This window comes from Nocardioides humi (assembly GCF_006494775.1).
Lineage (GTDB): Bacteria > Actinomycetota > Actinomycetes > Propionibacteriales > Nocardioidaceae > Nocardioides > Nocardioides humi.
Genome location: NZ_CP041146.1, coordinates 4429036 through 4443192 on the forward strand (window position 1 = coordinate 4429036; position 14157 = coordinate 4443192).

Below are 14157 nucleotides of genomic sequence, written 5' to 3' on the forward strand. Positions count from 1 at the left end.
TCCTCCTCCTAGATGGTCCGGTCGACGAGACCGGTGCTGGCTGCCGCGCCCCATGCGTTTTCGTCCGGATTTCGGCGCTGGTACGACGAATTCGCATGGGGCGCGGAGGGGTGGCGGTCGTCGGGCGGTGGTCGGTCCCCGCGATCCCGACCGCCGGATCGCCCTGAGTCGGCCGAGGCGTCCCCGCCGGCCTGGCCGGCACCGAGGTCGCTCGGTGGCGCTGCGGGTGCGACCGGTGGCGCGCTGATCGGCGCCAGCGGGTCGCGGACCCACACCCGCGCCTCGCTCGCCCCGGACCGCTCGAGCAGCCGCTGCAGCTCGGGTACGCCGGAGCTGAGCGCCCGGTGCACCGCCGCGTCCCCGGCTGCGTCCGCGGCGCTGCCCGCCAGCCGGACCTGCACCGCCCCGTCCTTGACGACCAGGGTCACCCGCACCTCCCCGAGCTGGGCGGGCTGCAGGGTGAGGGTGAGCCGGTGCGTGCCCGGGCGGTCGGTGGGGGTGCTGGTGACGAGCCGGGTGACCTCCGGGAACACCTGCTGCACGACCGCCCGCTCGACGGTGGGCGCCGGGGCGGGTGAGGTACGCGGCGCGGCAGCGGCGGCGATCCCGGGCAGCTCCGGCGACGCGGCCGGCGGGCTCGGGTCGGGGTCGGCGGTCGCCGGACGGGAGGCGTCGGCGACCGGCCGCGCGGGCGGCTCGGCGGACGCCGGGAGAGGAGCGGTGACGACCGCGGGAGCCTCGGGGGAGGGCGTCGGGAGGTCCGCGACAGGACCCGCGGCCGAGGCGGTGGGTGCGACCACCGGCGCCGGGGCGCTCGGAGAGGTCACAGCCGGGGCAGGCGGAGCAGGCGGAGCAGGCGGAGCAGGCGGAGCAGGCAGCGTGACCGCCATCGGCACGCCGGCGAGCAGTGCCGCCGCGAGGGCGTCGCCGAAGGCCGCGCCCAGGTCGCCGGGCTGGTCGCCGGGCCGGTCGGCGGACCCGTCGGCCGTCGTACCGGCGTCGGCGGGGACCGCGGCCACGACGGCCGGCAGGAACGGAGTGATGCTCATCAGCTCACCATCGCCATCACGTTGCGGACGTAGCTCTGCGTCTCCCGGTACGGCGGGATGCCGCCGTAGCGCGAGACCGCCCCGGCCCCGGCGTTGTACGCCGCCAGCGCGAGGTCGGTGCGCCCGAACCGGTCGAGCAGCGAGCGCAGCAGTCGCGCGCCGCCGTCGATGGCCTGGGCGGGGTCGAAGGGGTCGGCGACGCCGAGGCCGCGGGCGGTGCCGGGCATCAGCTGCATCAGGCCCTGCGCGCCGGCGGAGCTGACCGCGCGCGGGTCGAAGCCCGACTCCTGTCGCGCGACGGCGGCGATCAGGTTCGCGGGCACGCCGGTCCGCGCGGACGCGGCGTCGATCAGGTCGGCGTACGGCGTCCCGGTGGTCACCCGCCCGGCGACAGGAGCGGCAGCCGGAGCGGTCACCGAGCCGGCAGCGGGCTGGTCGATGATCCGCCGGATCACGTCCGGCGTGGAGGGGACGTCGACGACCCGGATGTCGAGCCCGGTACGCGGCGCCTCGATCATCTTGCCGTCGCCGATGTAGATCGCGATGTGGTCGACGCCCCGGTTGCGGCTGGAGTTGTCCCACGCGATCAGGTCGCCCGGCTGCGCCTCGGCCATGCTGGCGACCGGTCGCCCGGCCGCGGCCTGCTGGTTGGACACCCGCGGCAGCTCGTACCCGAGGTTGCGGTAGACCACCTGCACCAGCCCGGAGCAGTCCATGCCCTTGGTGGGGTCGGTGCCGCCCCAGACGTACGGCAGGCCGAGGTACTTGCGCGCCTCGGCGACCACGTCCTCGCCGGTCACCGTGCCGGTCGCCGTCCCGGCCACCCGCGCGCTGGTCAGCTCGGTCGCGAAGCTCCCACCGGCGCTCGACGTCCGCACCGTCGCGAACGGCGCCAGCCGCGCCTGGATGTCGGCGATCCGCGCGGTCACGTTGTCGATGCTCATGGCCGTCCCCTCAGCCAGCGCTGCGCGGCGAGGTCGTCGGCGTCGCGGGCGGCCCGCCGCTCGTCCTCGGTACGACGGCGGGCGGCCCGCCGCGCGAGGAGGTGCTCGACCGCGGCCAGCCGGGCGCGGTCGGTGCCCCAGCGGGCGCGCGCGTCGGTCGTGACGATCTCCGCGGTCGCGGCCCGCGCGCGGGTCTCGCCGACGAGGATGCCGGTGTGGGCGAGCCCGGTCCGGGCGGCGAGCAGCGCGGCCGGCGTGGCGACGTCCGGGAGGGCGGAGCCGGCGATGGCCGACTCCAGCCCGGCGAGCCGGGCGTGCAGGGCGGCCTCCTCGGCCAGCACCTGCTGCAGCCCGATCCGGCTGTCGGTCTCGCGGACCTCGCGGACCCGGGCCACGGCGGCCAGTCCGCGGTCCTCACGGTGGACCCGGCTCATGGTGCGACCACCTCGGCGAGGCGGTCCCACGCGTCGAGCCGCGGGGTGATGTCGTCCATGGACTGGCGCAGGAACGCCTCGATCCGCGGCAGCCGCGCGAGGGCGGCGTCGGCGTCGGCGTCCGCCCCGGCGACGTACGCACCGATCTCGACCAGCTCGCGCACGGACCGGTGGGCGGCGAGCATCCGGCGCAGCCGGGCCGCGGCCTGCTGCTGCTCGGGCGTCGTCACCGCCCGGTGCACGCGCGAGATCGACTCGAGGACGTCGATCGCGGGGAAGTGGCCGGCCGTGGCGAGCTCGCGCGACAGCACGACGTGACCGTCGAGGATCGAGCGGGCGGTGTCGCCCACCGGGTCCTGCAGGTCGTCGCCCTCCACGAGGACGGTGTAGATGCCGGTGATCGAGCCGGCCGCCGACGTGCCGGCGCGCTCCAGGAGCCGCGGCAGCAGGCCGAAGACGCTGGGCGGGTACCCGCGCGTGGCCGGCGGCTCGCCCGCCGACAGGCCGATCTCGCGCTGGGCCATGGCGACCCGGGTGAGCGAGTCCATCATGAGGACGACGTCGCGTCCGCCGTCGCGGAACCACTCCGCGATCCGGGTGGCCGTGAACGCCGCGCGCAGCCGCTCGACGGCCGGGGCGTCGGACGTGGCGACGACGACCACCGAGCGGGCCAGGCCCTCGGGGCCGAGGTCGCCGTCGATGAACTCGCGGACCTCGCGGCCGCGCTCGCCGACCAGGGCGATCACGTTGACGGCGGCGTCGGTGCCGCGGGCGATCATCGACAGCAGCGAGGACTTGCCGACGCCGGAGCCGGCCATGATCCCGATCCGCTGGCCGCGGCCGACGGGCACCAGCGCGTCGAGGGCGCGCACGCCCGAGCCGAGCGGCTCGGTGATCCGGGGCCGGCTGAGCGCGTCGGGCGTCGCGTGCTCGGTGGACACCGTCTCGAGGGACCCGAGCTCCGGACCCCCGTCCACCGGCCGCCCGAGCCCGTCGAGCACCCGCCCGAGCAGGGCCTCGCCGGCCCGGATCCGCAGTGGGCCGCCGGTGGCGCGGACCAGGTCGCCGGCGCGGACGCCGGCGGTCGCGCCGAGCGGCAGGCAGACGGCGCTGCCCGGTCGCAGGGCCGCGACCTCCGCGAGCAGCGGGCCGGTCGCCGTCCGCACCTCCAGCAGGTCGCCGAGCGCCGCGCCGGGCAGGCCGCGGACCTCCAGGTGCAGGCCGACCAGCTCGGAGACGGTGCCGAGGTGCAGGGGAGCGGCGGCCGCGGCGGCCGCCTCGCGCAGGCCGGTGGGGAACAGGGCGGTGGTCACGGGGACAGCACCTCCCGCACCCGGGCCATCGCCTCGCGGACCCGGAGGTCGACCACCGAGCCGTCGACGCCCTCGACCAGCGCGTCGACGGAACCGAGCGCGGGATCGGCGACGACCTCGAGCCCACGGTCGACGAGATCCTGCGCGGCGGCCGAGGAGGCGGCCGACGGATGCAGCCGGACCCGGCCGACCGCCCCTGGGGGCAGCACCTGCAGCACCCGGGCGACGACGTCCTTCGGGCCGAGGCGGGCGACCTGGGCGCCGATCAGGGTGGTGGTCAGCGACCAGGCGAGGTCGACGGCCTGGTCCTCGACCGCGCGGGCCAGCTCGTCGAGCAGCCCCCTGACCTCCTCGGCGGCCCGGCCCAGGGCGTCGAGCGCGGCGCGGTGCTCGGCTTCGCGCCGGGCCTCCGCCTCGGCATGGACGGCTGCCCGCTCGGTCTCCTCGACGGCCGCCCGCTCGGCGGCGGTACGACGCCCCTCGGCCCAGCCGACGGCGTACCCCTGGGCGCGGGCGGCATCCCGCGTCTGCGTCGCGATCCCGTCGAGCAGGCTCTCGGTGACCTCGTCGCCGAGGACGCTGCCGCTGCCGAGCCGGGTCCAGGTGCCGACCCGCAGCTCGGGCAGACGCAGCTCAGAGGACGAACTCATCGTCGTTCCCTCGACGGACCATGATCTGGCCCTGCTCCTCCAGCTGGCGGATGGTGCGGATGACGGCCTGCTGCGCCTCCTCCACCTGGGCCAGGCGGACGGCGCCGAGCAGCTCGACCTCCTCGAGCAGGTTCTCGGCGGCGCGCTCGGACAGGTTCGCGGTGATCTTGGTGCGGACCGACTCGCTGACGCCCTTGAGCGCGAGGGCCAGCTCGGCGGTGTCGACCTGGCGCAGCACCTGCTGCACCGAGCGGTCGTCCAGCCCGACGATGTCCTCGAACATGAACATCCGGCTCCGGACCTCGTCGGCCAGGGCGGGGTCGAGGCCCTCGAGGCCCTCGACGATCTGCCGCTCGGTCGGGCGGTCGGACCGGTTGATGATGTCGACGAGCGGGTCCACGCCGCCGACCCGCGAGACCTCGGCGGGCTGGAGCATCGACGACAGCTTCCGCTCGAGGACGGCCTCGACGGTACGCACGATCTCGGGGAGGTCCGGTCCATCACGGCGATCCGGTGCGCGACGACCGCCTGCTGGTGGGCCGGGAGCCCGCTCAGCAGCAGGGACGCCTTGTCGGCGGCCATGTGCGCGAGCACCAGGGCGATCACCTGCGGGTGCTCGTCGGCGATGAAGCTGCGCAGCTGCGCGGGATCCGCCCGGTGCAGGAACTGGAAGGGCATCTGGGCGGCGGCCGCGTGCAGCCGCTCCATGATCTCCTTCGCGCGCTCCGGGCCGAGCGACTGCTCGAGCAGCTGCTGGGCGAAGCCGAAGCCGCCCTGCGTGACGTGCGCGTGCGCGGTGGCGAGGTCGTGGAACTCGGTCAGCACCTGCGACGTCTCCGTCGCCGACACCGCGTCGAGCCGGGCGATCTCGGCGGAGATCGCCTCGACCTCGGCGTCGCTGAGGTGCGCCATCACCTGGGCGGCCCGCTCCTTGCCCAGCTGGATGAGCAGGACCGCCGCCTTGCGGACCCCCATCGAGACGAGGGTCGGCCCGGAGGTCGCCATGAGGGTCATGGGCGCGGCTCCACCAGCCAGCCGCGCAGCAGGGCGGCGACGTCGTCGGGCTGCCGGTCGACGAGCGCGATGAGCTCGTCGCGCATCGACTCCTCCTCGTCCTGCTCCGAGGACTCGAGGGCGGCCAGGGCCGGGGCCTCCAGCTGGGCGGTGCGGCTCGCGGCGTCGCCGCGCAGCTGCTCGACCAGGTACGCCCGGGCCTCGTCGCGGGCGGCCGCCCGGCGCCGGGCCTGCAGCCACGCGAGCAGCACCATCAGCGCGATGCCGCCGGCGATGCCGATATTGCGCAGCAGGCTGTTGCGGCGCGCGGCCGCGTCGGCGTCGCGTGCGGCCTGCAGCTCGGCGGCCGCGGCCTCCTCCGCGCTGCGGTCGAAGGCCATCGTGGACACGTCGATCGTGTCGCCCCGGTCGGCCTTGATGCCGACGGCGCTGCTGATCAGGTCCTTGACGACCTGCGGCTGCACCGCGGCCGCGGCGGTCGCGTCGAGCACGACGCCGATGTGCAGGCTGTTGACCGAGCCCGGCGCCTTCTCCCGGTGCTCGACGGTCTCGCCGACGGCGTTGTCGCGGGTCTTCGAGGTGTTCTTGTACGACGAGTCGCCGGTGCCCGTGGTCGCCGGGTCCATCTGCCCGTCGGGGCCGACCGTGCCGCCGGCGCCGTCGGTGCCCGCCCCGGCCGGACCCGTGTAGGTCTCGTTGGACGTCGACTCCGACAGCGGCGGCGTACCCTCCTCGGCCTCGTACCTCCGGCTGTCGGTCACGGACTTGTCGAAGTCCAGGTCCGCGGTGACCGTGGTCGTCGAGTTGCCGGGTCCGAGGACCCGGTCGAGCACGGACTGGATCTCGGCCTGCATGGAGTCCTGGAACGCCTTGACCTGCTTGGTGCGGGCCGACGCGGCGCCGCTGCCGCCGTCGGTGCTGTCGCCGGTGAGCAGCTTGCCGCTGGCGTCGGTGACGGTGACCCGCTTCGGGTCCAGGCCGTCGATGCTGGACGCGACCAGGTGGACGATCGCCTGGACCTGCTCCTCGTCGAGGGAGCTGCCGCGCTCGGTGGCGATGAGGACGGACGCCGTCGGTGGGTACTGCTCGTCGGTGAAGACCTGCTTCTTGGGGATGGCGAGGTGCACGACCGCCTTGTCGACGCCGTGGATGGCCTCGACGGTCTTGCTGAGCTCGCCCTCCATCGCGCGCTTGAAGTTGGTCTGCTCCTGCGACTCCGAGGTCGACAGGCTCTGCTTGTCGAGCAGGCTGTAGCCGCCGTCGCCGCTGGCCGGCAGGCCCTTGCCGGAGAGCGTGATCCGGGTGCTGTAGACATTGGAGCGCGGCACCATGATCGTCCCGCCGCCCCCGGTGATCTTGTACGAGACGCCCTGCGCGTCGAGCTCCTCGATGACCGCGCTGGCGTCGGCGCCGGACAGGTTGGAGTACAGCGGCGCGTAGCTCGGGGTCGACACCCAGCGGAACACCATGAGCACGGCGATCAGCAGGGCCGCCGTACCGATGACGGCGACGGCCTTCTGGCCCGCGGTGAAGCCGGCGAAGGTGTCGCGGACGCGGGTGAGGTACTGCGTGAGGCGATGTTGCATCGCGGATCAGACCTGCATCCGCATGATCTCGTTGAACGCCTCGACCGCGCGGTTGCGCAGTGCCACGGTGAGCTGGCTGGCGACCGACGCCTCGCTGGCGGCGATCGTGTAGTCGTGGATGTTCTCGAGCTTGCCGGTGGCCGCCTGCACCGCGAGCCCGTCGGCCTTGTCGGTGAGCCCCTCGAGCCGGTCGAGGCCGTCGAGCACGAGCGAGCCGAACTCGGTGTCCGGGCCGGTCGCCGGCGTCGCCCGCTCGGCGGGGGTGGGCGCCGCGATCGAGCCGATGCTGCCGGTTCCGGACACGGACGGGAACTGCAGGGGCGTGATCTCCATCAGCGGGCCCCGATCTGGAGCGCGGCGGTGTAGGTGTCCTGCGCGGTCTTGGTGACCTGCACCGACGCCTGGTAGCCGCGCTGCGCCATCACCAGCTGGCTCATCTGCGCCGACATGTCGAGGTCGGGGAGGCGGACGTAGCCGTCCTCGTCCGCGAGCGGGTGGTCGGGCGAGTGGACCAGCCGGCCCTCGGCGTCACCCTGGGCGAACCCCTCCACGTCGACCCCGCCGTCCGCGCGGGGGTCGAAGACGACGTACGTCGCGCGGAACGCGGCCTCGTCGGTCCGCTTGACCGTGTTGGCGTTGGCGATATTGCCGGCCAGGGCGTCGAGCCAGACCTGGTGCGCGCCGAGCGAGGTGTTCGCGATGCGCAGCGTCTCGAACGCGCCCATCAGGCCGCACCGCCCGCCATCACGCTGAGCCGCGAGTCGCGGTCGCTGATCGCGCGGCCCATGATCTGGTACTGGTACTGCGTCTGGATGGCCGCGATCGACTCCTTGCGGAGGTCGACGTTGTTGTCGTTGGCGCCGACCGGGGTGCTCGTCGGCGAGGTCGTCGCGGTGAGCTCGCCGACGGTGGCGCGGCCGCGCTCGATCGCCCGGGACAGCGCGGTCTCGAACTCGACGCTGCGTGCGCGGAAGCCGGGGGTGTCGACGTTGGCGATGTTGTCGGCGATCACCTGCTGCCGCTGGGACAGCCCGTTGATCGCGGAGTGCAACACGAAGCCGACGGCGTCGGACGCTGCGAAGGACACGGTCGATCTCCTGGGGAGGATCCGGCGAGGCACCTCGCGGTGCGACGATCGGCGCCGGTCCATCGGCAGGGGGTGAGCAATCCGTCGCTCAGGTGCCTGATCGGTCCCCCCGCCTGTGACCTGAGGCCTGCCTCCTGGGACTTGGTCCCGACTATCCCGACCGATCGCCCGGATCGTCGTCCAGGACGAGGAGAGCTCGGTCGTCTGGGGATGCCCGGCGCGGTCGCTGCTGCGGCGGCTGCTGGGTGATCTGCTCGGCCTGCGGGTTTGCTCGGTGCCGGGTCTTTGATTACCGATGACGTGGTTGCGGTCCGCTGGGGTCACGGTGGTTGGCTGGGTTCGCTGCTGGCCGTGGGGTCGCCGATGGTCGTCGGCCTTTGGTTGCGGGATTCGCGGGATCGCAGCGCTGAGAGTGGGTCTGGACACGCCTGCATCCCCGCAACCGTCGGGTGTGCGGGGTGCGGGGCGTTGGAGTCACTCGTCCGGTGGGTGGGTGCCGTGGTGGTCGACCCGGAATCGGAAGCCGCTCGGGCTGGTCCACTCGTACGAGCCGGGCATCACGATGTCGTAGGACCACGCGGAGTGGGTCTTCGCCCGGTGATGGCGTCTGCACAGGGCCACCTCGTTGCACGGACAGGTAGGCCCGCCCTCGCCGTAGGGTCGGGCGTGGTCGAGGTCGCAGCGGGTGGCTGGTCTGGTGCAGTGGGGGAACCGGCACGTGTGGTCGCGCAGGGCGATGTGGACGCGGTGGCGCTCGGGGATCTCGTAGGAGTCGATCGGGATGTGGTCGGCCAGATCGATCACCGGTCGCACGATCACGGTCGAGGCGGTGCCGAGCCACTCGCGGATCTGCTCGCTCGAGATCGGGCACCGGCCTTCGTCCCAGCGGCCGACGGGGTTGTGGCCGGTCAGGGTGGTGTCGGTGATGTGGACGTTCACGATCGCTTTGCGGCCCGGGGAACCCAAGGACCCTGGTGAGCCGGGGCCGGGTCCGTCGAGGTCGAGCATCAGGTCGGCCCGGGCGAGCTCGCCGAGCGCGATCGAGCGGCGCACATCGAGCGGAGCGTCGTTGCCGAGGTCCCCGAGCAGACGGGCGCGGCGGGCGATCGCCTCATCGAGGTCGTGTCCATCAACGGCGTCGAGGACTCCGGAGAGGTGCACGATCCCGTGGGTGTTGCCGTGGGGGTCGGGGTCCCCGACCTCCACATAGCGTTGATCGGCAGCGGTCGCGCGTTCGGCTTCGGCGCGTTCGGGGTCGAACCGGAGGATCGCCTCGGCGATCAACCGGTCCAACTGCGCCCACCCCGGAGGCGTGGAACAGCTGCCGGTCCACGAACCCAGCCGCCTCAGCACTCAGCGCGTGGGTGAGGTCCGCGATCCGCTCGGCCCGCCACGGGGTGAGCCGACCCGTCATCACGGCGGCATAGACCTGAGGCAGCCGCCAGGCGCACTCGATGACCCGCCCCACATAGGCCCGTCCACCGTCCGGCGAACGCCCGAGCACCGCGACCAGCTCCATCAACCCGAACTCCGACACCAACGGCGCACCGTCCCCCGCGATCGGAACCCCGGTGTCCAGGTACCCGTCGGTGATCGTCGCCGCACCCTCCGGCCCGACGACGACGTGCTCGCTGGCCCAGGTGACGATGTCCTGCCATTCCTCGATCAGCAGGGTGTCACGGGCCTGGATCCGCGCACCGACCCGCGACAGCAGTGCTGCCGTCGTACGGGGCGTGGTTCCGAGATCCATGACACAGATTCTCCCACCGACCCCCGACACCACGAAACGAGCAGACCCCGCCTGTGGACAGGCGAAAGCCCCGCCCAGCGGCCCGCCAGAGCGCGCAGCAGCCGGGCGGGGGCGATCCTCTGGCTAGAGTCGGCCCGTGCCTCCCCTCGGTCCCGCCCTGCGCGCCCGCCTCGGCGCGTACTTCGCGGTCGACGACGAGTGGGAGCGGGGGAACCCCGCCGTCACCCGGCGCGACGTCGTCACCGGTGCGGCGTTCGAGGTCGCCGGCGTCGTCACGCTCGAGCTGGCGCGGAGCGCGGGGGCCTTCGACAGCGTCGACGCGCCGTGGTGGGTGATCTACCTCGTCATGTCCGCGGCGGCGCTCGCGCTGGTGCTGCGGCGACGGTACCCGCTCGCCGTGGCTGTCTACCTCTCCGCCCACATGTTCGTCACCGGCGTCGCCATGCCCCAGGTGATGGGCCAGGTGGCCCTCCAGATCTGCTACTTCATGGGGCTGTTCTCGGCGATGGCGTGGGGTCGCAGCCGGCGCTCGGCGCTGCTGGTGACCAGCACCATCCTGGTCTTCATGCTCTGCTGGGTGGCCTGGCAGTTCGCCGTCGGCCAGAGCGCGCAGACCTGGCTGGACACCACGGGGGAGGACGAGCGCTTCGGCTTCCTGCCGCCCGTCCCGGCCATCATCCTGCTCACCTTCATCGTCAACGTCGTCTACTTCGTCGGCGCCATCATCGGCGGCCAGGTCGCCTGGCGCGGGGCCCGGCAGCGCGAGGCGCTCACCGAGCAGGCGCGCACCATCGCGCGGCAGACCGCGACCCTCCAGCAGCGGGCCGTCGTCGCCGAGCGGCTGCGGATCGCCCGCGAGCTGCACGACGTCGTCGGCCACCACGTGTCGGTCATCGGCGTCCAGGCCGCCGGCGCCCGCCGGGTGCTCGACCAGGATCCTCCGGCGGCCGCCGGCGCCCTCGGCGTGATCGAGGAGAGCTCGCGCGAGGCGGTCGCGCAGATGCGCTCGCTGCTCGGCACGCTGCGCGACATCGAGGCGCGCTCGGACGACGACCCGGGGCGCCTGTCGCGCACCAGCAGCCCCGGCGCCACCGACATCGAGGAGCTCGTCACCAGCCGTGCGTACGACGGGCTGCGCACGTCGTACGCGATCGTCGAGGACCGCCCCGGAGCGATGGCGCGGCTCCCGGAGACGGTCGGCCTCACCCTGTACCGGACCGCGCAGGAGGCGCTCGCCAATGTCGTGCGGCACTCGACGGCGTCGAGCGCGTCGGTGCGGGTGCGGGTCACCGAGGCCGGCGACCGGCCGTTCGCGGAGGTCGAGGTGCTGGACGACGGCCGCCCGCGCCCGGCGACGTCGAGCTCGGGCATGGGCCATCTCGGCATCCGCGAGCGTGTCGCCTCCCATCGCGGCGAGGTCGAGATCGGGCCCCGGACGACCCGCGGCTACCGGGTGCGGGTCCGGCTCCCGCTGGGAGGTCCCCGTGACTGAGCACCTGCGGGTCCTCCTCGCGGACGACCAGGCGCTGGTCCGCTCCGGCTTCCGGATGATCCTCTCGGCCGAGTCCGACATCGAGGTGGTCGGCGAGGCGGCGGACGGCGCCGAGGCCGTCGAGCTGGCGCGTCGGCTCCGCCCGGACGTCGTGCTCATGGACGTGCAGATGCCGCGCGTCGACGGCATCGCCGCCACCGCCGACCTGGTGGCCGAGGACCTCGGTCGGGTCGTCATCCTCACCACCTTCGACCGCGACGACTACCTCTTCGACGCCCTCCGGGCCGGAGCCAGCGGCTTCCTCCTCAAGAACGCCGAGGCGGAGCAGCTGATCGAGGCGGTGCGCGCGGTCGGCCGCGGGCACGCGCTGCTCTCCCCGGAGGTCACCCGCCGCGTCATCGCCGAGATGGCCGCCGCGCAGGCTCCCGCCGCCGAGCCCGCTCCGGAGGAGGCGCGGCTCCTCGACCGGCTCACCGAGCGCGAGAGCGAGGTGCTGCGGCTGCTCGGCGAGGGCCTGTCCAACGCCGAGATCGCCGAGCGGCTCGTCCTGGGCGAGGCGACGGTCAAGACCCACGTCTCGAACTGCCTGGCCAAGCTCCACCTGCGCGACCGTGTGCAGGCGGTGGTGTTCGCGCACCGGGTCGGCCTCGCCGGTTAGACCCTCGCCTCCGTCGTACGACGGAGGCGGATCCCCTCCTCGCGACGGATCACATCGCGCGCCGGGATCCCTAGCGTGGACGCCATGATCGAGACGAGGGGGCTGACCCGCCGGTTCGGCGAGCGGACCGTGGTGGACGACGTGTCGTTCGATGTCCCGGACGGCATGCTGACGGGCTTCGTCGGGGGCAACGGCGCCGGCAAGACCACCACGATGCGGATGATCATGGGCCTGCTCGGGATCTCCGCGGGCGAGGTGCTCTGGCAGGGCCGTCCGATCACGGCAGCCGACCGGCGCCGCTTCGGCTACATGCCGGAGGAGCGGGGCCTCTACCCCAAGCAGAAGGTCCTCGACCAGCTCGTCTACCTCGGGGAGCTCTCGGGGCTGCCCGCCGCGCAGGCCCGGGCGTCGGCGTCGGAGAGCCTCGAGCGGTTCGGCCTCGCCGACCGCGGCGGCGACCGGGTCGAGAAGCTCAGCCTGGGCAACCAGCAGCGGGTGCAGATCATCGCCGCGCTGCTCAACCGGCCCCAGGCGCTGATCCTCGACGAGCCCTTCTCCGGCCTCGACCCGGCCGCGGTCGACTCGATGGTCGACCTGCTCCGCGAGGAGACCGCCCGCGGCGTCCCCGTGCTCTTCTCCAGCCACCAGCTCGACCTCGTCGAGCGCCTCTGCGACCGGCTCGTCGTGCTCCGCGCCGGCGAGGTCGTCGCGCAGGGCAGCGTCGAGGAGCTGCGCGCCCGCGGTCCCGAGCGGCTCCGGGTGGTCACCGACCGGGACGCCGGGTGGATCCGCGACGTCCCGGGCGTCCACGTCCTCGACGTCGACGGGCCCGAGGCCCTGGTGGAGCTGGCCGATCACGACCTGCCGGCCGCCGACGCCGTACGCCGCGCGATCCTGACCGCCGGCCTCGACCGCGGGGAGGTCCGCGAGCTCGCCACCGTCCGCACGCCGCTGTCCGAGATCTACCGGGAGGTCACCGCATGACGGACACCATCGAGAGCCGGCCGGCCGAGCGGCCCTGGCTGCTCGTCGCCCGCCGCGAGGTCCTCACCCGGCTCACCGACAAGTCCTTCCTCATCGGCATCCTGATCACGCTGGTGCTCCTGGTCGGCTTCATCGGCTGGACGATCTGGTCCGAGGACCGCACCGAGACCGTCACCGTCGCGGCGACCGCGGAGGGCGCCGCCACCGCCGAGCTGCTCGAGCGCGAGGTCCCCGAGGTCGACGACGGCCTGGAGGTCGAGGTGGTGGAGGTCGCGTCCGACGACGTCGGCGTCCTCGCGCTCGAGGACGACGACGCCGACGTCCTGCTGCGGCCCGCCGACGACGGCTGGACCCTGGTCGGCCGCAAGGACGTGTCGGGCGACCTGGCAGCCGCCGCGGAGACCGTGATCCGCGATGCCGCGCTGACCACCAACGCCGAGCGGGCGGGCACGTCGCTGGAGGAGCTCCGGCAGGGCAGCGCCGTCGGCACCGTCCTGCTCGAGGGCGACGCCGAGCGACAGGACTTCGCGCGGGCGATGGGGTTCCTGCTGGCCTTCCTCTTCTACTTCGCCGCGCTCAGCTTCGGCTACACCCTGTCGGGCAGTGTCGTGGAGGAGAAGGCGAACCGGATCGTCGAGATCATCACGACCAAGATCCCGGTGCGGCAGCTGCTGATCGGCAAGATCGCGGGCAACACCCTGCTGGCGCTGGGACAGACCGCGCTCATCGTCGCGGTGGGCCTGGTGGGCATCTCGTTCACGGAGTACTCCTCGTTCCTGTCCGGGATCTCCGCGGGCATCGGGTGGTTCGCCGTGTTCTTCCTCGTCGGCTTCCTCTTCATCGCCTGCTGGTGGGCGGTGGCCGGGGCGCTCGCGAGCCGCGCCGAGGACCTGCAGACCACCGCGGCCCCGCTCAGCTTCGTGATGATGGGCGTCTTCTTCGGGGCGTTCCTCTTCGAAGGGGTCGTCCAGACCATCGCGTCCTACGTCCCCCCGTTCTCCGTCGTGCTGATGCCGATCCGGGTGCTCAACGGCGAGGCCGCCGTCTGGGAGCCGGCCGCCGCTATCGCGATCCTGCTCGCGGCCATGGCGGCGACCGTGATCCTCGCCGAGCGGATCTATCGCCGGGCCCTGCTGCAGACCCAGGGACGGGTGACGCTCAAGCAGGCCTGGACGGCCGCCGAGTGAGCCGGCTCC

Annotated in this window: 15 protein-coding genes and 1 pseudogene; 4 read left to right on the forward strand and 12 right to left on the reverse strand. The window is 73.5% G+C overall.

Going from position 1 to position 14157, the window contains the following annotated elements; all coding sequences use genetic code 11:
* Nucleotides 1–8: 8 nt before the first annotated feature.
* The 12 genes and pseudogenes from FIV44_RS33330 to FIV44_RS21570 all read right to left on the reverse strand — a co-directional run bounded on the left by FIV44_RS33330 (nucleotide 9) and on the right by FIV44_RS21570 (nucleotide 9370).
* Nucleotides 9–1049 (reverse strand): flagellar hook-length control protein FliK, encoded by a 1041-nt coding sequence (locus tag FIV44_RS33330; protein ID WP_141006228.1) that lies wholly within the window; start codon nucleotides 1047–1049, stop codon nucleotides 9–11.
* Complete coding sequence (locus FIV44_RS21530) at nucleotides 1049–1993, reverse strand: transglycosylase SLT domain-containing protein (RefSeq protein ID WP_141006229.1); 945 nt, start codon at nucleotides 1991–1993, stop codon at nucleotides 1049–1051. The genes FIV44_RS33330 and FIV44_RS21530 overlap by 1 nt, the downstream gene beginning before the upstream one ends.
* The gene (locus FIV44_RS30765; RefSeq protein WP_181410751.1) at nucleotides 1990–2427 is read right to left on the reverse strand and encodes a hypothetical protein; all 438 of its coding nucleotides are present in this window, start codon (nucleotides 2425–2427) and stop codon (nucleotides 1990–1992) included. The genes FIV44_RS21530 and FIV44_RS30765 overlap by 4 nt, the downstream gene beginning before the upstream one ends.
* Entirely contained in the window at nucleotides 2424–3740 is a 1317-nt protein-coding gene (locus tag FIV44_RS21535; RefSeq protein WP_246086537.1) for a FliI/YscN family ATPase, read from the reverse strand. Before FIV44_RS21535 ends, FIV44_RS30765 begins: the two co-directional genes overlap by 4 nt.
* Nucleotides 3737–4390 (reverse strand): FliH/SctL family protein, encoded by a 654-nt coding sequence (locus FIV44_RS21540; RefSeq protein ID WP_141006230.1) that lies wholly within the window; start codon nucleotides 4388–4390, stop codon nucleotides 3737–3739. The genes FIV44_RS21535 and FIV44_RS21540 overlap by 4 nt, the downstream gene beginning before the upstream one ends.
* Complete coding sequence (locus FIV44_RS32525) at nucleotides 4374–4868, reverse strand: FliG C-terminal domain-containing protein (protein WP_246087056.1); 495 nt, start codon at nucleotides 4866–4868, stop codon at nucleotides 4374–4376. Before FIV44_RS32525 ends, FIV44_RS21540 begins: the two co-directional genes overlap by 17 nt.
* Before the next feature lie 65 nt (nucleotides 4869–4933).
* A pseudogene (locus tag FIV44_RS32530) lies at nucleotides 4934–5404 on the reverse strand (flagellar motor switch protein FliG); the annotation flags it as partial.
* Nucleotides 5401–6990 (reverse strand): flagellar basal-body MS-ring/collar protein FliF, encoded by a 1590-nt coding sequence (fliF, locus tag FIV44_RS21550; protein ID WP_141006231.1) that lies wholly within the window; start codon nucleotides 6988–6990, stop codon nucleotides 5401–5403. The gene fliF and the pseudogene FIV44_RS32530, both read right to left, overlap by 4 nt.
* Before the next feature lie 6 nt (nucleotides 6991–6996).
* On the reverse strand, nucleotides 6997–7323 hold the full coding sequence (gene fliE, locus FIV44_RS21555; RefSeq protein WP_141006232.1) for a flagellar hook-basal body complex protein FliE: 327 nt from the start codon (nucleotides 7321–7323) through the stop codon (nucleotides 6997–6999).
* A complete protein-coding gene (locus FIV44_RS21560; protein ID WP_141006233.1) occupies nucleotides 7323–7715 on the reverse strand; it encodes a flagellar basal body rod protein FlgC in 393 nt (130 codons plus the stop codon). Before FIV44_RS21560 ends, fliE begins: the two co-directional genes overlap by 1 nt.
* Nucleotides 7715–8077: a flagellar basal body rod protein FlgB gene (gene flgB / locus FIV44_RS21565; RefSeq protein ID WP_141006234.1), complete on the reverse strand. Its 363-nt coding sequence runs from the start codon at nucleotides 8075–8077 to the stop codon at nucleotides 7715–7717. Before flgB ends, FIV44_RS21560 begins: the two co-directional genes overlap by 1 nt.
* A 474-nt stretch (nucleotides 8078–8551) precedes the next feature.
* Complete coding sequence (locus FIV44_RS21570) at nucleotides 8552–9370, reverse strand: HNH endonuclease signature motif containing protein (RefSeq protein WP_181410752.1); 819 nt, start codon at nucleotides 9368–9370, stop codon at nucleotides 8552–8554.
* A gap of 593 nt (nucleotides 9371–9963) precedes the next feature.
* Between FIV44_RS21570 and FIV44_RS32535 the strand changes: the two genes are divergently transcribed.
* The 4 genes from FIV44_RS32535 to FIV44_RS21590 all read left to right on the forward strand — a co-directional run bounded on the left by FIV44_RS32535 (nucleotide 9964) and on the right by FIV44_RS21590 (nucleotide 14148).
* Complete coding sequence (locus FIV44_RS32535) at nucleotides 9964–11319, forward strand: sensor histidine kinase (RefSeq protein WP_141006236.1); 1356 nt, start codon at nucleotides 9964–9966, stop codon at nucleotides 11317–11319.
* Nucleotides 11320–11323: 4 nt separating this feature from the next.
* The gene (locus FIV44_RS21580; protein WP_281285883.1) at nucleotides 11324–11977 is read left to right on the forward strand and encodes a response regulator; all 654 of its coding nucleotides are present in this window, start codon (nucleotides 11324–11326) and stop codon (nucleotides 11975–11977) included.
* 84 nt (nucleotides 11978–12061) lie between these two features.
* Entirely contained in the window at nucleotides 12062–12961 is a 900-nt protein-coding gene (locus tag FIV44_RS21585; RefSeq protein ID WP_141006238.1) for an ABC transporter ATP-binding protein, read from the forward strand.
* Nucleotides 12958–14148, forward strand: coding sequence for an ABC transporter permease (locus tag FIV44_RS21590; RefSeq protein WP_141006239.1), 1191 nt, complete (start codon nucleotides 12958–12960; stop codon nucleotides 14146–14148). The genes FIV44_RS21585 and FIV44_RS21590 overlap by 4 nt, the downstream gene beginning before the upstream one ends.
* Nucleotides 14149–14157: the final 9 nt, after the last annotated feature.